This is a genomic window from Allgaiera indica, from assembly GCF_900106675.1.
GTDB lineage: Bacteria > Pseudomonadota > Alphaproteobacteria > Rhodobacterales > Rhodobacteraceae > Acidimangrovimonas > Acidimangrovimonas indica.
In genome coordinates this window covers 13,339-34,449 of the sequence record NZ_FNOB01000014.1, presented here as the reverse complement: position 1 = coordinate 34,449, position 21,111 = coordinate 13,339, and the positions used below count along the sequence as shown (strand labels likewise).

General features: G+C 66.5%; 26 protein-coding genes and 1 pseudogene. 8 read left to right on the top strand and 19 right to left on the bottom strand.

Annotation, left to right across the window (positions count from 1 at the left end):
- Nucleotides 1-84: 84 nt before the first annotated feature.
- Nucleotides 85-1,410, bottom strand: a complete 1,326-nt coding sequence (locus BLV97_RS13355) for a type II toxin-antitoxin system HipA family toxin (RefSeq protein WP_035846974.1) — start codon at nucleotides 1,408-1,410, stop codon at nucleotides 85-87.
- Entirely contained in the window at nucleotides 1,410-1,661 is a 252-nt protein-coding gene (locus BLV97_RS13350) for a helix-turn-helix domain-containing protein (RefSeq protein WP_035846971.1), read from the bottom strand. Before BLV97_RS13350 ends, BLV97_RS13355 begins: the two co-directional genes overlap by 1 nt.
- Before the next feature lie 166 nt (nucleotides 1,662-1,827).
- On the opposite strand from BLV97_RS13350, the gene BLV97_RS20795 reads away from it, so the two are divergent.
- Nucleotides 1,828-2,028: a hypothetical protein gene (locus BLV97_RS20795; protein ID WP_143037537.1), complete on the top strand. Its 201-nt coding sequence runs from the start codon at nucleotides 1,828-1,830 to the stop codon at nucleotides 2,026-2,028.
- On the opposite strand, the gene BLV97_RS13345 is transcribed toward BLV97_RS20795, so the two are convergent.
- On the bottom strand, nucleotides 1,992-3,095 hold the full coding sequence (locus tag BLV97_RS13345; protein WP_051646346.1) for a lysine-2,3-aminomutase-like protein: 1,104 nt from the start codon (nucleotides 3,093-3,095) through the stop codon (nucleotides 1,992-1,994). The two genes, BLV97_RS20795 and BLV97_RS13345, sit on opposite strands and share 37 nt — an antisense overlap.
- Nucleotides 3,096-3,481: 386 nt before the next feature.
- Between BLV97_RS13345 and BLV97_RS13340 the strand changes: the two genes are divergently transcribed.
- Complete coding sequence (locus BLV97_RS13340; RefSeq protein ID WP_035846969.1) at nucleotides 3,482-4,642, top strand: aminodeoxychorismate synthase component I; 1,161 nt, start codon at nucleotides 3,482-3,484, stop codon at nucleotides 4,640-4,642.
- Complete coding sequence (locus BLV97_RS13335; protein ID WP_051646345.1) at nucleotides 4,603-5,280, top strand: aminotransferase class IV family protein; 678 nt, start codon at nucleotides 4,603-4,605, stop codon at nucleotides 5,278-5,280. The genes BLV97_RS13340 and BLV97_RS13335 overlap by 40 nt, the downstream gene beginning before the upstream one ends.
- An 88-nt stretch (nucleotides 5,281-5,368) precedes the next feature.
- Here BLV97_RS13335 and BLV97_RS13330 read toward each other — a convergent pair whose 3' ends face one another.
- On the bottom strand, nucleotides 5,369-5,683 hold the full coding sequence (locus tag BLV97_RS13330) for a hypothetical protein (RefSeq protein ID WP_035846967.1): 315 nt from the start codon (nucleotides 5,681-5,683) through the stop codon (nucleotides 5,369-5,371).
- A gap of 228 nt (nucleotides 5,684-5,911) precedes the next feature.
- Here BLV97_RS13330 and BLV97_RS13325 point away from each other — a divergent pair.
- Nucleotides 5,912-6,251 (top strand): annotated as a pseudogene (locus tag BLV97_RS13325) (acyl-CoA dehydrogenase family protein); the annotation flags it as partial.
- Entirely contained in the window at nucleotides 6,226-6,462 is a 237-nt protein-coding gene (locus BLV97_RS21220; RefSeq protein ID WP_035846964.1) for a hypothetical protein, read from the top strand. The pseudogene BLV97_RS13325 and the gene BLV97_RS21220, both read left to right, overlap by 26 nt.
- A gap of 219 nt (nucleotides 6,463-6,681) precedes the next feature.
- On the opposite strand, the gene BLV97_RS13320 is transcribed toward BLV97_RS21220, so the two are convergent.
- Nucleotides 6,682-7,326: a 3-oxoacid CoA-transferase subunit B gene (locus BLV97_RS13320; RefSeq protein WP_035846962.1), complete on the bottom strand. Its 645-nt coding sequence runs from the start codon at nucleotides 7,324-7,326 to the stop codon at nucleotides 6,682-6,684.
- Nucleotides 7,323-8,099, bottom strand: coding sequence for a 3-oxoacid CoA-transferase subunit A (locus BLV97_RS13315; RefSeq protein WP_244521030.1), 777 nt, complete (start codon nucleotides 8,097-8,099; stop codon nucleotides 7,323-7,325). Before BLV97_RS13315 ends, BLV97_RS13320 begins: the two co-directional genes overlap by 4 nt.
- Nucleotides 8,100-8,148: 49 nt before the next feature.
- On the opposite strand from BLV97_RS13315, the gene BLV97_RS21800 reads away from it, so the two are divergent.
- The 3 genes from BLV97_RS21800 (at nucleotide 8,149) to BLV97_RS13305 (ending at nucleotide 9,904) form a co-directional block, all read left to right on the top strand.
- Nucleotides 8,149-8,280, top strand: a complete 132-nt coding sequence (locus BLV97_RS21800; protein ID WP_280138187.1) for a hypothetical protein — start codon at nucleotides 8,149-8,151, stop codon at nucleotides 8,278-8,280.
- Nucleotides 8,281-8,441: 161 nt separating this feature from the next.
- The gene (locus BLV97_RS13310) at nucleotides 8,442-8,672 is read left to right on the top strand and encodes a hypothetical protein (RefSeq protein WP_035846960.1); all 231 of its coding nucleotides are present in this window, start codon (nucleotides 8,442-8,444) and stop codon (nucleotides 8,670-8,672) included.
- Between the two features lie 74 nt (nucleotides 8,673-8,746).
- On the top strand, nucleotides 8,747-9,904 hold the full coding sequence (locus BLV97_RS13305) for a CaiB/BaiF CoA transferase family protein (RefSeq protein ID WP_035846958.1): 1,158 nt from the start codon (nucleotides 8,747-8,749) through the stop codon (nucleotides 9,902-9,904).
- Nucleotides 9,905-9,915: 11 nt separating this feature from the next.
- On the opposite strand, the gene BLV97_RS13300 is transcribed toward BLV97_RS13305, so the two are convergent.
- The 13 genes from BLV97_RS13300 to BLV97_RS13240 are packed head-to-tail and all read right to left on the bottom strand — an operon-like array spanning nucleotide 9,916 to nucleotide 21,069.
- Entirely contained in the window at nucleotides 9,916-10,839 is a 924-nt protein-coding gene (locus BLV97_RS13300) for an SDR family NAD(P)-dependent oxidoreductase (RefSeq protein ID WP_035846956.1), read from the bottom strand.
- Nucleotides 10,840-10,862: 23 nt separating this feature from the next.
- Nucleotides 10,863-11,624: an enoyl-CoA hydratase/isomerase family protein gene (locus tag BLV97_RS13295; RefSeq protein WP_035846954.1), complete on the bottom strand. Its 762-nt coding sequence runs from the start codon at nucleotides 11,622-11,624 to the stop codon at nucleotides 10,863-10,865.
- A gap of 9 nt (nucleotides 11,625-11,633) precedes the next feature.
- Nucleotides 11,634-12,500 carry a MaoC/PaaZ C-terminal domain-containing protein gene (locus BLV97_RS13290; RefSeq protein ID WP_035846951.1) on the bottom strand — a complete coding sequence of 289 codons (867 nt, stop codon included), beginning with the start codon at nucleotides 12,498-12,500 and terminating at the stop codon, nucleotides 11,634-11,636.
- Nucleotides 12,497-13,069: an acetate--CoA ligase family protein gene (locus BLV97_RS13285; RefSeq protein WP_035846949.1), complete on the bottom strand. Its 573-nt coding sequence runs from the start codon at nucleotides 13,067-13,069 to the stop codon at nucleotides 12,497-12,499. Before BLV97_RS13285 ends, BLV97_RS13290 begins: the two co-directional genes overlap by 4 nt.
- Complete coding sequence (locus BLV97_RS13280; protein ID WP_092164098.1) at nucleotides 13,066-14,217, bottom strand: thiolase; 1,152 nt, start codon at nucleotides 14,215-14,217, stop codon at nucleotides 13,066-13,068. The genes BLV97_RS13285 and BLV97_RS13280 overlap by 4 nt, the downstream gene beginning before the upstream one ends.
- Before the next feature lie 8 nt (nucleotides 14,218-14,225).
- Nucleotides 14,226-14,588: a Zn-ribbon domain-containing OB-fold protein gene (locus BLV97_RS13275; RefSeq protein WP_035846941.1), complete on the bottom strand. Its 363-nt coding sequence runs from the start codon at nucleotides 14,586-14,588 to the stop codon at nucleotides 14,226-14,228.
- A complete protein-coding gene (locus BLV97_RS13270; RefSeq protein WP_035846939.1) occupies nucleotides 14,585-15,079 on the bottom strand; it encodes a MaoC/PaaZ C-terminal domain-containing protein in 495 nt (164 codons plus the stop codon). The genes BLV97_RS13275 and BLV97_RS13270 overlap by 4 nt, the downstream gene beginning before the upstream one ends.
- Complete coding sequence (locus tag BLV97_RS13265; RefSeq protein ID WP_035846936.1) at nucleotides 15,076-16,656, bottom strand: AMP-binding protein; 1,581 nt, start codon at nucleotides 16,654-16,656, stop codon at nucleotides 15,076-15,078. Before BLV97_RS13265 ends, BLV97_RS13270 begins: the two co-directional genes overlap by 4 nt.
- Nucleotides 16,656-17,366 carry an ABC transporter ATP-binding protein gene (locus tag BLV97_RS13260; protein ID WP_092164097.1) on the bottom strand — a complete coding sequence of 237 codons (711 nt, stop codon included), beginning with the start codon at nucleotides 17,364-17,366 and terminating at the stop codon, nucleotides 16,656-16,658. The genes BLV97_RS13265 and BLV97_RS13260 overlap by 1 nt, the downstream gene beginning before the upstream one ends.
- A complete protein-coding gene (locus BLV97_RS13255) occupies nucleotides 17,363-18,133 on the bottom strand; it encodes an ABC transporter ATP-binding protein (RefSeq protein WP_035846923.1) in 771 nt (256 codons plus the stop codon). Before BLV97_RS13255 ends, BLV97_RS13260 begins: the two co-directional genes overlap by 4 nt.
- Nucleotides 18,130-19,035 (bottom strand): branched-chain amino acid ABC transporter permease, encoded by a 906-nt coding sequence (locus BLV97_RS13250; protein WP_035846921.1) that lies wholly within the window; start codon nucleotides 19,033-19,035, stop codon nucleotides 18,130-18,132. Before BLV97_RS13250 ends, BLV97_RS13255 begins: the two co-directional genes overlap by 4 nt.
- Before the next feature lie 13 nt (nucleotides 19,036-19,048).
- Nucleotides 19,049-19,918 carry a branched-chain amino acid ABC transporter permease gene (locus BLV97_RS13245; protein WP_035846919.1) on the bottom strand — a complete coding sequence of 290 codons (870 nt, stop codon included), beginning with the start codon at nucleotides 19,916-19,918 and terminating at the stop codon, nucleotides 19,049-19,051.
- An 11-nt stretch (nucleotides 19,919-19,929) separates the two neighbouring features.
- Nucleotides 19,930-21,069, bottom strand: a complete 1,140-nt coding sequence (locus tag BLV97_RS13240; protein ID WP_035846917.1) for an ABC transporter substrate-binding protein — start codon at nucleotides 21,067-21,069, stop codon at nucleotides 19,930-19,932.
- Between the last annotated feature and the right edge of the window lie 42 nt (nucleotides 21,070-21,111).

Genomic DNA, 21,111 nt, shown 5'->3' with positions numbered 1-21,111 from the left:
GCATCGGCGGACAATTCAAACGCAGCTTCCATGACGCGGTGGCGCTGGTGGGACTATCGCGCAAGCGGTTCCTCGGGCGCGCCGTCAGGCATCCGTTCCTTTATCGATCACCAGGCCGCGCGCGCGGTCGATGACCGCGGATCGAACCGCGTCATGGATTTCTTCGGGGAAGTCTTTCGGCAACGCGGCCGCGACCGTGTCCAGCGCAGCCCCTGCGCGGGCCGCGACATCGTCCAGCAAGCCGAGGGCGCGCGTCTTTGACAGGCCACCGCGTGTCGCCGTCTGCAGGAAGTGCCGCCCATGGATCTGGTCCGCGCGGTAGTGTCGCCGGTCACCCACAGACATCGCAAGCTTCATCTGTTTGCGTTCGATCTGGCGGGCGATCAGGCTCGGCTGTGCCGACAGGATGTCATAGAGCGGCGTCATGTGGTAGGAACCGCCCGGCCCGATGAACAGGCTGAAGTTCTTGGCGTGGCCGTCCGTGGCCCCCATGAGCCAGAAGACGATCTGCGCCTTGAAGAACAGGTCCTGATCCGCCGTCGGCGTGTCGCTGCCCGTCAGAAGGCCAAGAATGTCCACGACGCCGGGGCCGCCGTCACTTTGGTATTTGAGGGTCGGTGGCACCGATAGCGCCTGACAGCAATCTTCCTGCGGCAGTCGCAACAGGCGGCCGTCTTTCGCCCAACGGCGATCGAAGCGTTCGATGACAAGCGCCTTGGTCTCGCCGAATGTCTCGATACGCGCCTGATTGACCGGCAGGCCGAAAGCCTCGGCCAGCTTCAGGCAATAGAATTCGTTCTCGACGCTGTTGGAAAGGTCGATGCCGTTCGGCAGCCGGCCGATCTGCGTCTTGAGCAGATGCGTCGTCGGCGTCGTGCCGTGCGGCTTGATCCATTGGCCGTTGTAGCGCAGCAGCGCCGTCTTCTCCTGAGCGCCGGCGACGGAAATGCGAAAGTCGTCGTCGCGTGAAAGCCCAAGCGGGGCCTGGCCCAATCCTTTCAGGATCTTCTCGATGGCCACGTCATCGACCGCCTCGCCCTCGATCCGTCCGGTGCTGTCGATCGCCTCGGCATCACCGGCGATGAATTGCAGCGCGCCGACGCAATCCCGTCCGATCGCGGCAAGCAGGCTGTAGGCGTCGATGCCGCGCGCGCCGACCTTTTCGGCGACCCGGCGCCGCAAGGCGTCCGAATCCGGCAGAAGGTTCTCGAAGACCGCAATGACCGGCTCGCCGCGATACGGGGTTTCGCGCAGGGGCAGCGAAAGCGAGACGGGCAGCGCCTGCGCCCAGTTCAGCCAGTCGGGATGATAGGCGAAGCTGATCGCGCCGCTTGGCTCGCGCTCAAGCGTGCCGATGCGCCGGTTGTTGAGATAGACGCGCAGCGGCGCATATCGCGGGCGCCGGCCCATCAGAACAGCTCCTCGATATCCGACGCCGTTCCCTTGGCCCGGGGACCGATGGTGAATTCGAGGTCAAGGGCGGCAAGCACCGCAAGGATCGACGGAAGTTTCGAGGGTTTCTCGCCGCTCTCGATGATCGAGATCGTCTCTTGGCGAAGCCCCGCGCGTTCGGCAAGCTGCGCCTGCGTCCAGCCACGCTGCTTGCGTGTGCGCTGGATGATGGTGCCGATCTGCCTTGAGGTTCTGGCCAGCTTGCTCATGCATCGTTTATGCGTTTTAGGGCATAAATTGTCAATATGTGCTGCGACGCATAAATCATGTTTATGGGCCATAGCACATAAAACCGATATGTGTATCGGTCCGGGCGATACTGCAAGCACCGCCCGACGGCATCCTTGCCGACAGCGCAATCCGACAGCGCCGAGGATGGATCGCGTATTGGTTCAACCAATCCGCGCCCGCGATGCCCCGTTCAAGATCCGCAGCGGGCGAAGGCGCGTTGACGGCGTCGCCACCGGCTCGGCGCACTCGGCCGGGACGTTGACCGGTATCGCCCTTCGCCCGCGCCTGTATCCACTTTCCGTGCCGTTCTACAAGCTCGTGTCGTCGATCGAGGCGATCGTCTGAAGCGGGTCGATCGGGTCGGCATAGGCGTGGGTCGTTCCCCGGAAATCCCGCACCTCGTAACGGCCGGCGCCGGTTTCGCGCAGGGCTTGAGGCGTCAGCGGAACCTTGCCGAAACCACCCGGAATATCAAGCACATAGGTCGGCTGGCAAAGGCCCGACACAACCCCGCGCAGGGCGCGCATCAGGGCAAGGCCGCGCCGGATCGAGACACGGAAATGCCCGGTGCCGCGCGCCAGGTCGGGATGGTGCAGGTAATAGGGTTTGACGCGGGTCTCGACCAGGGCGCGGGTCAGGTCGCGCAGGGCCTCGGGGCTGTCGTTGACGCCTTTCAGCAGGACCGATTGCGACAGCACCGGGATCCCCGCGTCGACGAGGCGTGCGATCGCGCCGCGGACCGGGGTGCTCAGCTCTTTCGCGTGGTTGCAATGGACCACCACATAGACCGCCGTCTTGACGCCAAGCGCGGCCAGAAGGCCCCCGGTGACGCGCGCGGGATCGGCGACCGGAACCCGGGTGTGCAGGCGGATGACCTTGACATGTTCGATGGCGTCCAGCGCGGCCATCACCCGCGCCAGGCGCCGGTCCGACAGCACCAGGGGATCGCCGCCGCTCAGGATCACCTCCCAGACCTCGGGATGCGACCGGATGTAGGCAAGCGCCTGGTCCAATTCATCCTCTGTCAGCTGTTCGCCGGCGTCGCCGACCTTCTCGCGCCGGAAACAGAAGCGGCAATAGACCCGGCAGGTATGGGTCGGCTTCAGCAAGACGCGGTCGGGGTAGCGGTGGGTGACGCCCTTCACCACCTCGTGGACCTCGTCGCCGATCGGATCGCCGGTTTCCCAATCATGGGTTTCAAGCTCATCCGGCGAGGGCACGAATTGCGCCCGGATGGGATCCGCCGGCGCGGCGGGGTCGGCAAGGCGGCTGAGATCCGGGGTGATCGCCACGCGGAACTCCTGCGCCACCTTCTCTAGAACCGCACGGTCGCCCTGGACGAGACCGGCGTCGACAAGCCCCGCCACCGAGGTCAACGTCTTCGTCCCTGTGCTGGCTTGATGGTCCGACATGGCGCCCTTCCGTCCCTTGCTTTGGCGGCGTTCCTAAGCATCAAGGACCATCGCCTGCAATGGGTTCATTCCAATATTAGGGATGGCTGAACTCTGGCAGCGATGGAAACGGCTGTGCCGCGAACTGGGCGAATATGGGAACGGCGGCAGACTTCGGGCGGCACGACCGCCGTGACGGCCTTGCTGAAGCTGTGGCTCCATCTCCGCCGTCTGGTCGTCGTCTCGGCCACGCCGCCGGATCGGAAGCGCAAGATCCTCCTGGCGCAACCGTTCGGATTTCGCGAACCGCCTCTTCCCCGCCACCGCGCTTGACGCCGCCTGCGGAACAGTCGAAAGCGGCACGGGCACGGCGATGGCCGCCGCCCCCAGGCAACCGGGAACAGCCGATGGCGACAACAGCCGCAGCACAGGTAATTTTCGATCAGGGCCCTTTGTCGGGGGGAACCCTGTTCGACGCGCCGCGCGAAATCATCCGCGCCGACCGCCCCGAAGAAATTCCGCAGGCCTTCGATGCGCTGGAAAAGGCCCGCGCCGGGGGGAAATGGCTAGCGGGCTATGCCAGCTATGAGCTGGGCTATGCCCTGACCGATCGCCTGAGCCCCCTGATGCCGGCGAACCGATCCCTGCCGCTGCTGATGTTCGGCGCCTTCGACGGGCCAATCCCGGCCCCGGTCCCGGCCGCGCCTTTTCCCCACGCCCTCGATGGGCTGTCGGCACTGACGCCCGCGTGGGATTTTCGACAGTACCGCGCGGCGTTCGATCAAGTGCATGCGCTGATCGGCAGCGGCGATGTCTATCAAGTCAACCTGACTTTTCCGCTGAGCACAGACCTCGGCCACGATGCAAGCGTGTCGCCGGTCGATCTTTACACGGCGCTGGCCGCGCGTCAGCCGGTTCCCTTCGGCGCCTTTGTCGATCTCGGCGGACCGGTCCTGTTGTCGCGCTCGCCAGAGCTGTTCTTTCGCACCGATGCCGCCGGCCGCATCGAGACCCGGCCGATGAAGGGCACCCTGGCGCGCGCCGGCGACGCGGCAGAGGACGCGATGCGGCGCGACTGGCTGGCGAACGATCCAAAGAACCGCGCCGAAAACTTGATGATCGTCGACCTCCTGCGCAACGATATTTCCCGGCTGGCCGAACTCGGCTCGGTCCGCGTGCATCGGCTTTTCCACGTCGAGACCTTTGCGACGGTACATCAGATGACCTCTCACATCTCGGCGCAGCTGCGCCGCGACCTGTCGCTGCACGAGATGTTCGCGGCGCTTTTTCCCTGCGGTTCCGTGACCGGCGCACCAAAGATCCGCGCGATGGAGATCATTCGCGCATTGGAGCCGGATCCAAGGGGCGCATATTGCGGGGCGATCGGCTGGATCGCACCCACTGGCGAAACCGAGTTCAACGTTGCCATACGCACCCTGGTCTTGCCCGGTGACGGCACCGCACGGTTGAATGTCGGTGGCGGTATCGTGCACGACAGCACAGCCGAAGCCGAATATGAGGAAGCCCTTTGGAAGACGCGTTTCGCAGCCTGTCCGACCAGGAGCTAGGCGAGCTAGAGATCATCGAGACGCTGCGCTTCGATCCCGGCCAGGGCCTTGTTCGTTGTGATCTTCACCTTGCACGGATGGCCCGCAGCGCAACCGCCTTCGGCTTTCCCTTCGATCGGGGCGGCGCGCTGGCCGCCCTTGCCGAGGCCTCCGGCGCAGGGCCGCTGCGGCTGCGCCTGACGCTGAATCGCACCGGACGCTTCAAGCTGAATTCGGCGGTGCTAGCCCCCGATCCGCCGATCTGGAACTTTGCGATCGCCCGTGATCGGCTTCACGCGGCCGACCCCTGGCTGCGCCACAAGACCACCCGCCGGTCGCTTTACAACCGCCACCGGGCGGAGCTGCCGCCCGGCGTCGACGAAATCGTCTTTTGCAACCATTTTGGCGCTTTGTGCGAGGGGACGATCAGCAATATTTTTGTACTCAGGAACGGTGTCCTGCTGACCCCTGACACCGGTGCAGGGCTGCTGCCCGGGGTGCTGCGCGAACAGCTTCTGGCCCAGGGCAAGGCCCGGCCGGCGGGGCTGACACTTGCCGATCTTGCCAGCGCCGAGGCGCTTTTCCTGGGGAACTCCTTGCGCGGACTGATCCCGGCAAGGCTGGTGTCGGGGCCGATGCCCGCCCCGTCAGCCCCATGATCGTCCTGCCAAGAAACCTACCGGCGCGATCAATCCTTCTTCGGACAGCGCCCTGCTGCGGCTCCTTCGGTCCGGGGGGTGGCCCAGATCAATCGCCGCGCTCGGCGCTGCGATAGCGGTTGCCCTCGTCTCGATTGTTCCGCCAGCGCTGGTCGCCCTCGCGCCGGTAGTAGCGGCGGAAATGTTCGCGTTCCCGGCGCTGACGCCAGTAGTCATCGCTATGGTAGGCACGCCGGTAACCGTTGTCGTCGGTATTGCCATAAAGTATCTGGGGCAGGATCTGCGCAAAGATCCCGTCCGCATGGGCGGGCGCGGCGACCGCCGATATCCCCCCAAAGGAGATTAGCGCGACGAGGGCGACCGAGGTGATCCTGGCGCGTGTGGGTCGAACTGAAAGAGTCATGATTTGCTCCGCTTCTGCTGTGCAAGAAGCCCTGTGACGGGCAGTCACCCTAAAGTCGCTATCGAAGCTGGCAACCAGCTATCCGCGATCATACGCTTTGGTAAGTAACATCACGCAAGGTCGATCCTGGCGCGAACGCTGCTCGGGTTTCGCGCCCGCCAGCACCCCTTGCCTCAGCCTTACTCTGGCGGTGTTGATGCAGCCCACCGATGCCCGGCTGTCTCTTCCTTCGAACGTCGGTTCGGCCAGAACCAAGGCATCCAGTTCCCGATCGCCCGTGCCTATGCCCAGAAGCGCCGCCTAGTTGATGATGATGGAGGCCTGCCGCCGCTACGAGGAGGACGAGAATTGCGGCGAGGAGGCGAACATCGCCAAGCTGCTGGCGGCCAAGGCGAGTTGGGCCGCGGCCGAGGCCTGCGTGCAGACCCATCGCGGCTTTGGTTTGGCCGAGGAATACGACGTAGAGCGCAAGTTCCGCGAGACGCGGCTTTACCAGGTCGCGCCGATCTCGACCAACCTGATCCTGAGCTACATCGCCGAACATGTGCTGGGGATGCCGCGTTCGTATCGAGAACCGCGCGGTTTCCGACGTGATCATCCTGCGGGTTGCTGCGTGCCTTGCCGTGATCGTGACGGAGGCGGCACCCGAGGCACCCGAGGCCGAGGAAAGCTTTTCCATCGGCGCGGCGGCGGTCCTGCTCGCGCACTACTCGACGGTCACGTTCAACGGCCACCGCACCCATTGCGACGTGCACTATTGCCGCGCGGAAGAAGGCTAAACCGGACTGATCGTCCAAAGGCCGCCGCAGGCGACCTACCTGTTCTATATCGCGTGGCGCCGGGCGGACGGGCGGCTTCCTGCGGTGTTTCGGCCCTGCCGCGTCTCGTCACCATTCGACGGCGCGATATTCAGCGTGAGCGCCACGGGCGGGGAACCCTAGATTGCCGATACCGAGGAACGCAAGACCATGGTGGCCGAGACCAGCCGAAGCCCGCCCTCAGGCATGGATCTTCGCTCCGGTCACCGCCTGCACCGCGCCGAGCGTGTTTCCCGGAGCCAGCTCCACCAGCCGGAAGCCCTCGGATGTCACATCCAACACGCACAAGTCGGTGTAGACCCGGCTGACGACGCCGAGGCCGGTCAGCGGATAGCTGCACCGCTCCATCAGCTTGATCGATCCGTCCCGTCCGGTATGGCGCATGATCGCGTAGATCGTCGGAACACCCACCACCAGGTCCATCGCCCCGCCCACCGCCGGTGGGTGCTTGTCGTCCAGTGTCGCCCAGTTCGCCAGTTCGCCGTTCTCGGCCACCTGGTAGGCCCCTAGAACCGCGATGTCGATATGCCCGCCCCGCATCATCGCGAAGCTCGTCGAATGCTCGAAGAAGGATGCGCCCGGGATCGTCGTCACCAGCTGCTTCGAAGCATCGATCAACTCGGGATCCTCGGTGCCCGGCGCGGGCGTCGGGCCGACGCCAAGAAGGCCGTTCTCGGAATGGAACATGACCTCACGCCCCTCGGGCACGAACCCCGCCACCTTGTTCGGCATACCGATGCCGAGGTTGACATAGGCGCCGTCGGGAATGTCCTGCGCAAGGCGGCGGGCGACATCGTTGTCGCTGAGACGGTGAAGATCATTCATGGCCTGACCCCGTATTCGGTGACAGATCCCACGAAGATGCCGGGCGTGATCACCGCCGCCGGGTCCATGGGACCGTCGAGCACGCGGCGCGCCTCAACGATCGTGTGCTTTGCGGCCGTCGCCATCACCGGGTTGAAGTTGCGCGCGGTGGCGTGGAACGACAGGTTCCCCCAGCGGTCGGCCTCCTCCGCGCGGATCAACGCGATGTCGGCATGGAGCGCCATCTCCAGCACCTGGCCGCGGCCGTCGATCTGCCGCGTCTCCTTGCCCTCGGCCAGCTTCGTGCCATAGCCCGTAGGGGTGAAGAAGCCGCCAAGCCCCGCCCCTGCGGCACGGATCCGTTCGGCCAGAGTACCCTGCGGCACGACTTCAAGTTCCACCTCGCCGGCCGCATAACGGCGCTCGAACCAGATCGAGCCTGGGGTGCGGGGGTAAGAGCAGATCACCCGCGCCACCTGCCCGTTCCTCAGGAGGACCGAAATCCCCTCTTCGCCCGCCCCGGCGTTGTTCGAGACGATGGTGAGGCCGCCCACCCCGCTGCTGGCCAGAGCATCGATCAGGCCGAAGGGAATGCCGGATGTGCCGAAGCCCCCGATCATCACCACGGCGCCCTCCTCGACCGGTGCAATCGCCTCGGCCAGTGTTGCAACCCTCTTGTCGATCATGCGCGGGCCCTTCCCGATCGGTTCCCCGCAAGGCATGGCAATGGTGGCCACCGCGACCATCAGCGCGAACCCCGCGATATCGGTGTAGCCCTCGGGGACGAGGGCCATCAAGTCCGACACTCACATCGGCACCCGTAACACTGGCGTGAGCCTGCCCGTGCCACGATGCCAGCCCTCCACCGCCGTGGTCATCGCCCAGATCGCGACGCTGCTCGGCACCAGCCGCGCGAGGATCCCGCGGCCCTGCATGGCCACCTTCGCCGGCCGCCCCGGCACCGCGCGCGCCTGATCGCCTCGGGCCTTTCTGCATGGGCCGCGCTTCTCTTCGCGGCCTCATGCGCCCTTGTGCGCGGGCGGTATCTTGACACAGGCTGTGGCCCCGAAGCATCTGCTGCAAGAGCATTGAATGGCGTAACAGCCATAAGGAAGCGGCATAGTGGATTTCCGCAAGTGGCGGGACAGCTGGTCGCCCGGCCGGTCCAGAGTCCCGCGCTGGACCGCACGCTGGTGACATGGACGCCGCTCACGCGCCTGGCAAGCCGCTTGACCGGCCCGTTCATGGAAATGCCGAACGCGACCGTCCACAGGCTGGTCACCGATGGCGAATGGCCAGGCACGCAGCTTCAGGGTCTCACCGACCGGCATGGCCCGGCCAACTCCATATCCGATGGGCATTCCTGAAATTCGCATTCGGCTTTTGCCGCGCGCGGGATCTGCCGCTACTGTGGCCGGCGGCAGCGAGCGGAGGAACCCCGATGGCACACGCCCCCCTTGAAGGCCTTCTGGTGGTTTCGGTCGAACAGGCCGTCGCCGCGCCCTTCTGTACTGCACGCCTTGCCGATGCCGGGGCGCGGGTGATCAAGGTCGAACGCCCCGAGGGCGATTTCGCGCGCGGCTACGACACCGCCGCCGGTGGACTGTCGAGCTACTTCGTCTGGCTCAACCGCGGGAAGCAGTCGCTCGCGCTTGACCTCAAGGCGCCCGCCGACCGCGCGCTGTTCGAGCGGATCGTCGCCCGGGCCGACGTGCTGGTGCAGAACCTCAAGCCCGGCGCGCTGGACCGGTTGGGCGTCGGACCCGGTGACCTCAGGGCGCGCCATCCGCGGCTGATCACCTGCTCGATCAGCGGCTACGGAGAAACCGGCCCCTATGCCGGCCGCAAGGCCTATGACCTTCTGATCCAGGCCGACAGCGGCCTGTGTTCCATCACCGGCGGACCGGACGAGCCCGCCCGCGTCGGCATCTCGATCGTCGACATCGCAACCGGCGCGACTGCCCACGCCGCGATCCTCGAGGCGCTGATCGGCCGCGGGATCCACGGGCGGGGCGCCGACATCCGGATCTCGATGTTCGACGTGATTGCCGATTGGCTGGCGGTGCCCTATCTCCACGCGAAGGCCGGCAAGCCGCCAAAGCGCATCGGTCTCGCCCATCCGTCAATCTGCCCCTACGGCGTCTTCACCACGCTTGACGGCGCGCACCTGTTGATCGCGATCCAGAACGAACGCGAGTTCGCCTCGTTCGCCTCGCGCGTGCTGGGCGATCCGGACCTGCCCTGCGATCCGGTCTTCGCCAGCAACAATGCCCGTGTCGCGCATCGCGTGAAGGTGGATGCCACCGTCGCCGCCCGTCTTGGCGAACGGACCCGGGCCGACGTGGTGCAGGCGCTGCTGGAGGCCGACATCGCCTTTGCCGACGTGAACGACCTTTCGGGCCTGATCGACCACCCCCACCTCACCCGCGCGACGGTCGAGACGGCCACCGGACCGCAAGATCTGCCCGCGCCCGCCGCCGCCGTCGACGGCACCCGGCGGATCGGTTCCCGGGTGCCCGGGCTCGGCGCGGACACATCGACGATCCGCGCCGAATTCGCCGGGGCCAAGGTTGATGAGGCCAGTGTCGACGGAACCTGAAGCCCCCCCCTTCAGACCGGATCCCAGCTAAAGATGTCGCCCGACCGGTCCATCGGTACCAGGTTTGGGCGCAAGGCGGGCATCGCGCGCTCGGCGATCGTCTCGGGCGTCCAACCCTCGGCGGCCTGGACCGAGCGGATCGGCCGTGTCTGGCCGAACAGGAACACCTCGTTCATCCGCGCGGCGAATATCTGCCCGTTCACCCCCGCAGCCGCGGGCGAGGCGAGGAAGACGACGATCGGCGCGTTGGTCTCCGGGGTCATCTTCTTCATCCGCTCGACCCGGGCCTGTTCCTCCGGCGTCTTGGCGGGGATCGAATCCGTCATACGGCTCCAGGCGAAGGGCGCAACGCAGTTCGAGCGCACCCCGAACCGCGCCATGTCCAGCGCGATCGACTTCGACAATCCCACGATCCCCATCTTGGCGGCGGAATAGTTCGCCTGGCCGAAGTTCCCGATCAGACCGGAGGTCGACGTCATGTGCACGAAGGCACCGGAATTCTGCAGCCGATAGACCTCGGCCACCGCGCGGCTCATGTAGAAACTGCCATTCAGGTGGACGCCGATCACCGCCTCCCAGTCGGATGGATCCATCTTGTGGAAGATCACGTCGCGCAGGATGCCCGCGTTGTTCACCAGCGCATCCACCTGACCAAAGGCATCCATCGCGATCTCGACCGTGCGTTTTGCACCGGCCCAGTCCGAGACGCTTTCCGACGATATCACCGCCTCTCCGCCCATCGTCTCGATCATCGACCTGGTCTCCTCGGCGGGCGCAGAAGACCGTTCCCCCGTGCCGCCCAGCGACACGCCGATATCGTTGATCACCACCCGCGCGCCGGACCTCGCAAATTCCAATGCGATGCTCCGGCCGATTCCCCCACCCGCGCCGGTGACGATCGCAACCTTGCCCTGAAGGCCCAGGTCAATGGTCATGTCTCTCTCCCTTTCTGCCTTGGTCACTTGCCCTTGAACGCGGGCTTGCGTTTCTCGAAGAATGCCGCGCGACCCTCGGAAGCGTCGGTGCTGAACATCAGGAAAGGCTGCAACTCGCGCTCATAGTCGAGCGCGCGGTCGATCTCGGCGGCGTAGTAATCCTTGACCAGCATCCGCGGTAACGGCGCCAGCGCCGCGCCCGCGCGGGCAATCTCTACCGCCCGCTTCAGGGCTGCGCCCGGCGGCACGACCTCGTCCACGGCGCCCAGCCGCAGCGCCTCGGCCGCGTCGATCCGGCCCGAAGACAGGAAGATCCGTTGCGCCCTTCCGGCGCCGATCCGCGCCGGAAGTGTGGCCAGAAGACGCATGTCCGGGAACAGTCCGATCGTCCCGAAACTCGCGGCGAAATGGGCGTCCTCGGCGGCGACGACCGTCTCGCAGATCACGGCAAGGGAAAAGCCGCCGCCCGCCGCCCAGCCCTCGACCGCCGCCACCAGCGGCTTGGACAACCGCGCCATCCGGCCCAGTAGCTCCTTCATCAGCGTGAAGCGGTCCCGCGCGACATGAATGTCGCTCACCCCCTGCTGGTCGCGGATGTCGCCGCCGGCCGAGAACTGCCCCCCCGCCCCGGTCAGCACGACGCCCGAGACCTCCGGCTCGCGCTCTGCGTCGGACAACGCGTCGCGCAGGGCCAGCCGGACACCATGCCCCACCGGGTTGCGGCGACCGGGTTCGTCCAGCGTCAGGACCCTGATCGGCCCGTCATTCGTGATGCTCAATCCCATGATGTGTCCTCAGTCGATCACCGCCAGCCCATCGCCGACAACCACCCGTCCGCTTTCCGCCTCGACAGTGCGGAACGACCCGTCGCGCCAGACCTCGGTTCGCAGCGTCTCGCCCGGGGTGACCGCCGCGGTAAAGCGCCCGCGCAGGCCGCGGAGCCGCGCGGGATCGCGGTCGCAAAGCGTGCGCACCAACCCGTAGGCGGCGATCCCGAGGGTGCAAAGTCCGTGCAGGATCGGCCGCGCGAACCCGGCTTTTGCCGCCACCTCGGGCGACAGATGCAGCGGGTTATGATCGCCGTTCCAGCGATACCAGAGCGCCTGCTCGGGCCGGGTCCGGGTCTCGAAGCGCGCGTCTGGCGGACTGGCCGGCGGCGTATGGGCCCCGCCCCCTTCTGCGCCGGGGCCGAAGCGGCTTCCCGGCGTGCCGCTGAACCCGCCGTCGCCGCGCAGGAAGATGGTCGCCGTGGTGGTGGCGTAAAGCGCGCCGGTCGCCGCGTCGCGCAGCTCCTTCTCGGAATAGAGCAGCGCGCCCCTGCCCGCGCCCTTGTCGATCAGCCCGGTGACGCGGGTCTTGCCGATCACCTGGCCCTCGGGCGGCAGCGGGGCGTGAATCGTGATGCCCTGTTCGCCATGCACAAGACGCACCGCGTCTACCCCGGTATCGGAGTTGCCAAGCCAGAAGCCTGGATGCCCGAGAACCAGCGGCAGCGTCGGAAAGGGCCGCGGCGCGCCGGACCCGACAAAGCGCAGGTCGTCCGCGTCCATCGGGTCATGCCCAATACCGATGGACAGCGCGTAAAAAGCAGTGTCGCGCGGGCCATAGGCCTGGCGCACTTCCGGTATATCATAGCTCAGCAGGTGGTCGGGGTCGATCATGCGGTGACCTTGGGGGCGATGTCGATGACGGCGTCCGGCGTACAGGCCCCATCGGGCAGCGCGAGGACCGGGTTCAGGTCGATGGCCCCCAGGCGTGCCCCCGCGGCCAGCGCAAAGACCGAAAGGCGCGAGAGCATCGCCACAAGGGCGTCAAGGTCGGCCGGTGGACGGCCGCGGGCACCCCGCAAGATCTGTGCGCCGCCGATCCACAGGATCATCTCGCACGCCTCGGCTTTGGGCACCGGGCAGGGCCGGATCGCCACGTCCTTGAGGATATCGACGAAGACCACGACGGGGCCGAAGACCGGATCGCGGCTGACCCCCATCAGGCATTCGGTACCGCCCGAAAGCTGCCCGGCGACAAGCGCGCCCCCGACCCGCGCCCGCGCCACATTTGCTGCGACCGAGGCGAGGATCCGCGCGTGGGCGGCCTGCAGCATCGCCGCGATCGGGCGACCTCCGATCCGGCTCGGATCGGCCGAGGCGCCTACGATCGCGACCGAGCCTGGTGACAGAAGCGCCCCCAGCGCCGCGAAGTCATAGCCCGAAAGGTCATCGCGCCTGATCATAGCGCGATCGCAGAGCCCAGCACCGCCGTCACCTGGCTTGACAGCGTGCCGCCGTTGCCGTTCAGCAGCGCGATATCCGCGCGCTCCAGCTGCCGCTCGCCAGCCTCGCCACGGATCTGGGCCACCGCTTCCGCGATCAGGAACATGCCGTACATGCCCGGGTGCACGCAGGAAAGACCGCCGCCGTTGGTGTTCACCGCAAGCGCCCCCCCCGGCGCGATGCGGCCATCGCGGACGAAGCGCCCGCCCTCGCCCTTGGGGCAGAAGCCGAGATCTTCGAGGAACAGGATCGTGTTGATGGTGAACGCGTCGTACAACATCACCAGGTCGATGTCGGAATGCCCGATCCCCGCCATCTCGAAGGCGCGCGGCCCGCTGTCCGAAGCTGCGGTCACGGTGAGGTCCGGCATCGCCTGGATCGAGCGGTGCCAGTTGGCGCCCGCCGCGCCAAGGAAATAGACCGGTGCCTTGGGGAAATCCCTCGCCCGATCGGCGCGGGTCAGGATGCAGGCCGCGGCGCCATCGGTCACGAGGCAGCAATCCCCCGCGGTCAGCGGGTCCGAGACCATGCGCCGTCCCAGCACGTCCTCACGGGTCAGCGGCCCACGGGCGAAAGCCTCGGGGTTGAGGTTGGCCCAGCCGCGCGCGGCCACGGCCACATCCGCCAGATCCTCGCGCGTGGTGCCGTATTGGTACATGTGCCGGGCGGTCGCCAGCGCGTAGCCGGTGATCGGGTGACGCGGATGGTAGGGCGTCTCGTGCCATTGCGGCTCGGACATCGAGACCAGCCGCCCGCCCGCGGTGCGCTGGTTCGAGCCGTAGCAGATCAGCGCCGTGTCGCACAGCCCTGCCTCCAGCGCCAGCGTCGCTTGCAGAAGGTGCATCTCGAAGGAAGAGCCGCCGACATTGGTACTGTCGAAGAACTTCGGCTTTAGCCCGAGGTATTCCACCACGCTCATCGATGCGAAGGCGTGACTGGAGGTGGCGGCAAACACCGCGTCAATGTCGCCAAGCCGCAGCCCGCAATCGTCGAGCGCCTCACGCACCGAAAGGCCCAGAAGTTCCATCGCCGAGAAGCCTGGCGCCTCGCCCATGCCCGCCGTGCCCATGCCGACGATCGCGGTCTTGCCACGCAGGGAATGTGTCATGGTCAGCCCTACTCGATGGGGTTGAAGACGATGCGCGGGGTCTCGCCCGCCTCGATCCGGGCGCGGACGCGGGTGCCGATCGGCACTGTCTCGACGCCCGCGACGGTGGCCATCATCCGTACCCCCTCGTCCAGATCCACCAGCGCGATGTTGTAGCAGCCTTCGCGTTTGCGATTCACGGTGATCGCATAGATGGTGCCCGTACCCCGCGCCTCGACCCAGTCGAGATCGGTCGCGCCGGAAGGCGCCATCACCTTGGGATAGAAGACATGTTCCCCGGTCGCGCGCGATTTCAGCAACATGAAGCGGCCCTTCGCAAGATAGGCCTCGAAGGCCTGTTGCGGCCCCAGTTTCGCGGGATCGTCGATCATGCGCTCGTCTCCCTCTCGTTGTCGGCGCCGCGACCCGCGCGGGTCGAGACCAACACGTCGCTGCGACCTCGCTGGATCACCTCGCCCGCGCTGTCGATCAACTCGAACTGGCGGCCGACACGGCCAGTGCGACCGGTACGCCCCGGCTCCACCTCGATCACCGTCAGGCGCAGGCGCAGGGTCATGCCCAGCAGAATCGGCTTTTCGAACGTCCAGTCCGAAATACCCAGCATCGCCACCGCCGTGCCCTCGAAGATGCCGATGCCGTGCATCAGGCCGATGGCAAGGCCGATGCCGAAGCTGCCGTGAACCAGCCGTTGGCCGTAGCGGGTGGTGGCGGCGAAATCGGCGTCGCAATGGATCGCGTTCCAGTCCCCGGTGAGCATAGAGAACATCTGCAGGTCGGTTTCGGTGATCGTCCGGCCTGCGGTGAGAAAACTCTGCCCAGGGCTGAAATCCTCGTAATACATCGCGCTCGGATGGTGGCTCATGCGTCGTCTTCCTTCAGCTGTTCCTCGGCCATGGTGCGCAGCCTGGCGCGCTGGATCTTCAGCCCGTTGGCGCTGTCGGTCGTCGGAAAGCGCTCGACCGGCCAGACCCGGAGCGGCACCTTGAACGCGGCAAGCTTGGCCGCCGCGTCGGTGATGACCGCGGCTTCGTCGAAGGGGCCGTCGGCGATGACGAAGGCTACCGGCCGGTTCTGCCCGTCGCGGACCACCGCCACCACCTGCGCGTCGCGGACCCCCGGCGCGGACTTCAGCACCTCCTCGATCTCGGCCGGGTCGGTCAGGAAGCCCGACAGCCGGATCGCGTCGCCCATCCGCGCGAGGTAGACGAAGCTGCCGTCGGACCGCGTGTATCCCATGTCGCCAGAGTGGAAGAATCCTTCCGAATCAACCGCCTTCGCCGTCTCCTCCGGGTTACGGAAATAGCCGAGGAACTGGTTCGGCGCGCGGAATTCCAGCGCCCCCGGGCTGCCATGCGGCAACAACGCGCCGGTTTCCGTATCGCGAACCCGAACCTCGGACCGGGCCGAGGCCGGACGGCCACCGCCTTTCACCTGCTCCTCTGGCGCGATCCCCGCATCCTGCACCGAGAACAGCGCGCAGACTTCGGACGAGCCGTAGACCCCGCGCAGCGGCACGCCACGGGCGGCGGCGGCCTCCATCACCGGGCCCAGACCGGGTGTGAAGCTCGCGAAACCGCAGCAGGTGGTTGCGTCGAGGACGTTCGGATCGATCTCCATCAGGCGGCGGAACATCTCGTCCGAGCCGACGAGATGGGTCAGGCCATGGTTGCGGATCAGTGCAGCGGTTCGCTCGGCGTCGAACATCGGCATGATGTGGCTGGGCGCGCCGCCGGCGATCGCGCCAAGTTGGGCATTCAGGCCGAAGACGCCGCAATAGGGCATGGTGGCCACGAACCCCGCCCCCGGCGCGTCAAAGCCATAGGCCGCGGCCGACGCCAATGCGTGAAACGCCAGCGTGCGCTGGCAATGGGTCACCAGCTTCGGCGCCGAGGTGGTGCCCGACGTGGTGAAGAACACCAGCGGCGCCTCGGGGTCGCTGCTTCCATCCCGCCCCTCGCGCATCCCTGGCGCAATCCGGGCCGTCAGCACCGGGCGGCCGATCAGCGTGGCGGATGGCGCCGCCTCGTCCAGCAGCGCGATCTGCGCAAGCTCCGGTAGGTCGGCGCCATCCAGGCCCTCTAGGATGCGCAGGAACTCGATCTTGCCAAAGGCCGGTGCGAGGATCAGCATCCGCGCGCCCGAGGCCCGAAGGATATGCGCCAGCTCGGCGCTGCGGTAGCGGGTGTTCGCCACCGCCACCGCAGCCCCGACACGCGCACAGGCGAAGAACAGCGCAAGCCAGTCGACGCGATTGACGTGCCAGAGCGCGATGCGGTCCCCCGGCCCCACCCCCAGCCCCTTCAGGAAACGGACGGCCCCGGCGACCAGCGCGTCAAAACCCGCAGCGTCGATCGCCTCGCCCGCGTCGGTCACGAACAGCGGCCCCGGCCGAGCGCGCCCCGCGGCGAGGATGTCATCAAGTCTTGGCGTTCGTTGCATCAATAAAGCTCCATGAGCTTCTTGTTGTCGGAAAGCTCTTCCGGCATTCCTTCCCAGATCATCCTTCCGGACTTCATGACCTCGACGCGGTCGGAGATCTTGAGCGCCTCCCGAACGTTCTGTTCGACCAACAGGATCGACAGGCCCTCGTGCTGCTGCAGCGCCCGGATCGGGGCGAGAAGATCCTGAAAGAGCTTGGGCGCCAACCCGATAGAGGGCTCGTCGAGCAACAGGATCCTGGGCCGGCCAAGAAGCGCGCGACCGATCGACACCATCTGCGCCTGCCCGCCCGACAGCGTGCCCGCCCGGCGGTGGCGGAACTCGGCGATGACCGGCAGCACCTTCAGCACCCAGTCGCGACGCGCCGCGCGCGCGCTCTCGGGCACGCCCACCGCCCACATCCCCATCTCGAAGATTTCGTCCACCGTCAGGTTCGGAAAGATTCCCCGCCCCTCGGGCACCATCGCCATCCCTTGCTTCGCCAGCGCCTTGGGCGTGGCCCCGGTGACCTTTTCGCCGCGCAGCATCACCTCGCCCGAGCCCGCCGGATGCAGGCCGAAGAGCGTCTTCATCAGGGTCGACTTGCCCGCGCCGTTATGCCCGATCAGGCACAGCACCTCGCCCTCGTTCAGCGCGATGGACAGGTTTTCCAGCACCGTCGCCCCGCCGTAGCCGGTGGTCAGGTTGCGCGCTTCCAGGATGGCGCTCATACCCGGTCTCCGAAATAGATCTTGGTCAGTTCCGGATCCTCCAACACCGTCTTCGGGTCGCCGTCGGCCAGCAGACGCCCCCGGTCGAGAAAGGCGATCCGGTCCGAGCTGCCGACGACGATATCGAGGTTGTGTTCGATGATGCAGACGGTAACGCCCGCCGCCACTTCCTCGCGCAGAAGCCGCAGGAAGGTGGCATAGCTGTTGGGGTCGAGCCCGGAGGCGGGCTCGTCCAGAAGCCACAGCCGCGCCTTCGCCGCCATTATCCGCGCCAGCGACAGGAACTTGCGCTCTGCATAGGCCAGATCCACCGCCCGGGTGCGGGCCTTGTCGGCCAGCCCCGTGCGCTCCATCACCCGCGCGACCCTCTCGCGCTTCTCCCGTGCCGAGGGCCCGGTGAAAGAGAACGGCAGCGCGCCGGGCTCCATCACGGTCAGGATGTTCTCCTCGACCGTCATGTCCTTGAACAGCCTCAGGTCCTGGAAGGTCCGCGCGATGCCCAGCCGGGCAATGCGATAGGGCTTCATTCCGCCGATGTCGCGCCCCAGCCAGCGGACGGAGCCCCCCGAGTGCGTCAGGTGGCCGGTGATCAGGTTGAAGAGCGTGGTCTTGCCCGCGCCGTTTGGCCCCACCAGCGTGGTCACGATCCCCGCCCGCAGGTCCATCGACACGTCCGAGACCGCCTTCACCCCGCCAAAGCTCTTTTCCAACCCGCGGATTTCCAGAAGCACCTCTTCCGAGAGGCTGGCCAACGCCTGCGCGGTCATTTCCCACCTCCCGCCTTGCGGGTCCTGCGGCGGGCACCCGACCGCCCGACCAATCCGCCGGGGCGGAAGATCATCAGCACCGCCATGCCGAGGCCGTAGATGATCTGCTGGATCGCGCCGATCTGGGTCTGGGGCAGGAACCACAGATAGCTCAGCATTCCCGGCAGCAGCAGCAGCAGCGCCGCGCCCACGATCGGCCCCAGCGCGGTGCCTGTGCCGCCGATGATCACCATCGCCATCACCAGCACCGAGGTGTCCAGCGTGAAGCTCTCGACGTTGATGAAGCTCAGGTAATTGGCGTAAAGAACCCCGGCCACCGCGGCCAGCGCCGCCGAGACCACCACCGAGATCGTCTTGATCAGCGCCACGTTCTTGCCGAAGCTCTCGGCCGCGCTTTCGCTGTCGCGGATCGCGGTCAGCGACCGCCCGAGGCTTGATCGGACCAGCAGGCGGGTCACGATCAGCACCAAGATCGCCGCCCCCGCCGCCAGCGGAAAAAATGCCGCCGGGCGGTAGATGTCCTCGCCGAACATCCGCACCGCAGGGATGCCGATCAACCCGCCGATGCCGCCGGTCATCCCCTTCCATTCCGAGAACACCGTTACCGCCAGCATCTGCAGGCCCAGCGACGCCGCCACGAAATATTCGCCGCGCACCCGCAGCGCGGGCAGCGCCAGCATCAACGACAGGACTGCCGAAACGGCCATGGCCGCCGGGATCGTCACGATGAGCGAGGCGGAGAAATGCATCCCCACCTGCGCGCCAACATATGCGCCGACGCCGAAGAAAACCGCATGGGCCAGCGAAAAGATCCCGGCATAGCCCATGATGAAGTTCAGCGTCACCGCGAGGATCGCATAGATCGACACCAGTACGCCGAGGTTCAGAAGATAGGCTTCCATCCGCGCATCCCCCTCAATGTGCCGCCGCGCGGCCGAAAAGACCCGAGGGACGCAGCAGGATCACCAGGAACAGGATCGCGAAGGTCACCGCCTCGGTCCATTGGCTCTGGAAGAAGATCAGCGCCAGGTTCTCGGCCAGCCCCAGCACGAAACCCGCGACCAGCGCCCCGCCGATCGACCCGATTCCGCCGACAATGGTCGCTGCCAGAGAGATCAGCATGACGTGGTGCCCGAGCGCCGGGTTCAGCCCCGAGCCCAAGGCGGTGATCACCGCCCCCGGCACTACCAGCACCGACCCGAGGGCGAATGCGTAGGAGCTAAGCCTGCGTGGATCGAGGCCGTAGACCCGGATGAGTTCGGGCGAATCCGCCAGCGCGCGCAGCGCCATGCCGGTGTGCGTGCGGCGCAGGAAGAACTGCAGCAGCGCGAAAAACACCGCCGCGCAGGCGATCGCGATCCAGGCCAGCGGTGCGACATAGACCCCGTCCACGATCTCGCGCGATCGGCTCAGTGTCGAGTTCATGGTGACGAAGCCGCGCCCGAAGACCATGCCCACGATGTTCTGCACCGCGATGCCCACGCCGAAGGAGGCCACGAAGACGGTAAAGAAAGACCCCTCGTGGCGCTGGATCGGCGCGTAGACCAACCGGTCCATGGCGACGCCGAAGGCCATGGCCGCCAGCGCCGCCAGCACGATGCCCGGGATCATCCCCAGCCCCGCCGTATCGACCCAGTAGAAGACGTAGGCGGCCAGCACGAAGGCCGCCCCGTGGGCAAAGTGGAAGACCCGCGTCGCCCCGAAGATCAGCGAGAAGCCGACCGCCGTCAGCGCGTAAAGCGCGCCGGTCTGAAGCCCGGTGAGGGTAAGTTGAAGCCAAAGCATCGCACTGCCCGTCAGTGGATGTCGACGGTTTCCTGGGGCTGTCCGGCCCCATCGACAATCTTGTTCACCTGGATCGGCGCCAGCAGCGTGCCGTTCTCCTGAAACGAGACCTTGCCGCCGACCAGGTCGAAGCTCTTGGTAGCCTTGCGCTCGGCCAGCAGGTTCGCCCCGGTGATCGGCTTGCCGGCTTCCTCCAGCTTGTGGCCGAGGATGCCGAACAGCAGCACGGCATTGTAATAGTTCACGACGTAGGCGCTCGGCTTCTTGCCGTCGTGCGCCTTCTCGTAATCCGCCAGGAACCGCTTGGTCACCGCGTCATCGGCTTTGTAGTTCACGGCCTGCGTGGTGTAGAGCAACCCGTTCGCCTCCGGCAGCTTCAGCGCGTCCGGGGTCGAGAACCCCGAATAGGACGCAAGCTGCACCTTGACGCCGTTGTCACGAAGCTGCTTCGCAATCTGGATCTGCTGCGCGCCATAGGACGCAATGTAAACCGCGTCCGCGCCCGAGGCCCGGACCTGCGCCGCGACGCCAGAAAAGCTCTGCGCACTGGTCGGAACCGACATCTCGGCCACCAGCTTGCCGCCGGCCTTGGGCAGGTTCGCCTTCAGCTCGTCCAGGATCGCCTGGCCCAGCGGGTCGTCGACATAGATCAGCGCGACCTTCTTCATGTCATGCTTGGCGAGATAGGGCACCATCGCGCGGACCTCGAGGTTCGCCAGCGGAATGACGTTCCAGAAATAGGGCCCGAGCTTGGCAAGATCCGGTCCGACGCCGCCGCCGTTCACCACCACCGTCTGGCTGCGCTGGCCAAGGGTCGAGATCGCCTTGGACACGCCGGTGAAGGCCGAAAGCACATAGGGCACCTTGTTGACCTCGACCAGCTTGGTCATGGCGACCACGGCGGGCTGCGGCAATGCTTGGCTGTCCTCGTAGAGGATCTTCAGCGGCGCCTTCAGCATGTGATCGGCGTTGATATGTGCCACCGCGAGTTCCGTGCCCGACTTGAACACGTCGCCATAGATGGCGTTCGACCCGCTCAGCGGGAACTCCGCGCCGATCTCGATGTCCTTCGCCTGCACTCCGCCGGCAAGTCCGGCAACCGCGCAGAATGCCGCCGCGGCCAATGCCGCGGTCCGTGTCGCTTTCAACATTGATCCCTCCCTTGTCCGACGCGAGTCAGCGCCCCTTATTTT

Excerpts from the sequence above, each read along its gene's own strand:
- BLV97_RS13355 (WP_035846974.1), bottom strand. The coding sequence starts at position 1,410 with ATGGGCCGGCGCCCGCGATATGCGCCGCTGCGCGTCTATCTCAACAAC.
- BLV97_RS13350 (WP_035846971.1), bottom strand. The coding sequence starts at position 1,661 with ATGAGCAAGCTGGCCAGAACCTCAAGGCAGATCGGCACCATCATCCAG.
- BLV97_RS20795 (WP_143037537.1), top strand. The coding sequence starts at position 1,828 with ATGGATCGCGTATTGGTTCAACCAATCCGCGCCCGCGATGCCCCGTTC.
- BLV97_RS13345 (WP_051646346.1), bottom strand. The coding sequence starts at position 3,095 with ATGTCGGACCATCAAGCCAGCACAGGGACGAAGACGTTGACCTCGGTG.
- BLV97_RS13340 (WP_035846969.1), top strand. The coding sequence starts at position 3,482 with ATGGCGACAACAGCCGCAGCACAGGTAATTTTCGATCAGGGCCCTTTG.
- BLV97_RS13330 (WP_035846967.1), bottom strand. The coding sequence starts at position 5,683 with ATGACTCTTTCAGTTCGACCCACACGCGCCAGGATCACCTCGGTCGCC.
- BLV97_RS21220 (WP_035846964.1), top strand. The coding sequence starts at position 6,226 with ATGTGCTGGGGATGCCGCGTTCGTATCGAGAACCGCGCGGTTTCCGAC.
- BLV97_RS13320 (WP_035846962.1), bottom strand. The coding sequence starts at position 7,326 with ATGAATGATCTTCACCGTCTCAGCGACAACGATGTCGCCCGCCGCCTT.
- BLV97_RS13315 (WP_244521030.1), bottom strand. The coding sequence starts at position 8,099 with ATGGCCCTCGTCCCCGAGGGCTACACCGATATCGCGGGGTTCGCGCTG.
- BLV97_RS13305 (WP_035846958.1), top strand. The coding sequence starts at position 8,747 with ATGGCACACGCCCCCCTTGAAGGCCTTCTGGTGGTTTCGGTCGAACAG.
- BLV97_RS13300 (WP_035846956.1), bottom strand. The coding sequence starts at position 10,839 with ATGACCATTGACCTGGGCCTTCAGGGCAAGGTTGCGATCGTCACCGGC.
- BLV97_RS13295 (WP_035846954.1), bottom strand. The coding sequence starts at position 11,624 with ATGGGATTGAGCATCACGAATGACGGGCCGATCAGGGTCCTGACGCTG.
- BLV97_RS13290 (WP_035846951.1), bottom strand. The coding sequence starts at position 12,500 with ATGATCGACCCCGACCACCTGCTGAGCTATGATATACCGGAAGTGCGC.
- BLV97_RS13285 (WP_035846949.1), bottom strand. The coding sequence starts at position 13,069 with ATGATCAGGCGCGATGACCTTTCGGGCTATGACTTCGCGGCGCTGGGG.
- BLV97_RS13280 (WP_092164098.1), bottom strand. The coding sequence starts at position 14,217 with ATGACACATTCCCTGCGTGGCAAGACCGCGATCGTCGGCATGGGCACG.
- BLV97_RS13275 (WP_035846941.1), bottom strand. The coding sequence starts at position 14,588 with ATGATCGACGATCCCGCGAAACTGGGGCCGCAACAGGCCTTCGAGGCC.
- BLV97_RS13270 (WP_035846939.1), bottom strand. The coding sequence starts at position 15,079 with ATGAGCCACCATCCGAGCGCGATGTATTACGAGGATTTCAGCCCTGGG.
- BLV97_RS13265 (WP_035846936.1), bottom strand. The coding sequence starts at position 16,656 with ATGCAACGAACGCCAAGACTTGATGACATCCTCGCCGCGGGGCGCGCT.
- BLV97_RS13260 (WP_092164097.1), bottom strand. The coding sequence starts at position 17,366 with ATGAGCGCCATCCTGGAAGCGCGCAACCTGACCACCGGCTACGGCGGG.
- BLV97_RS13255 (WP_035846923.1), bottom strand. The coding sequence starts at position 18,133 with ATGACCGCGCAGGCGTTGGCCAGCCTCTCGGAAGAGGTGCTTCTGGAA.
- BLV97_RS13250 (WP_035846921.1), bottom strand. The coding sequence starts at position 19,035 with ATGGAAGCCTATCTTCTGAACCTCGGCGTACTGGTGTCGATCTATGCG.
- BLV97_RS13245 (WP_035846919.1), bottom strand. The coding sequence starts at position 19,918 with ATGCTTTGGCTTCAACTTACCCTCACCGGGCTTCAGACCGGCGCGCTT.
- BLV97_RS13240 (WP_035846917.1), bottom strand. The coding sequence starts at position 21,069 with ATGTTGAAAGCGACACGGACCGCGGCATTGGCCGCGGCGGCATTCTGC.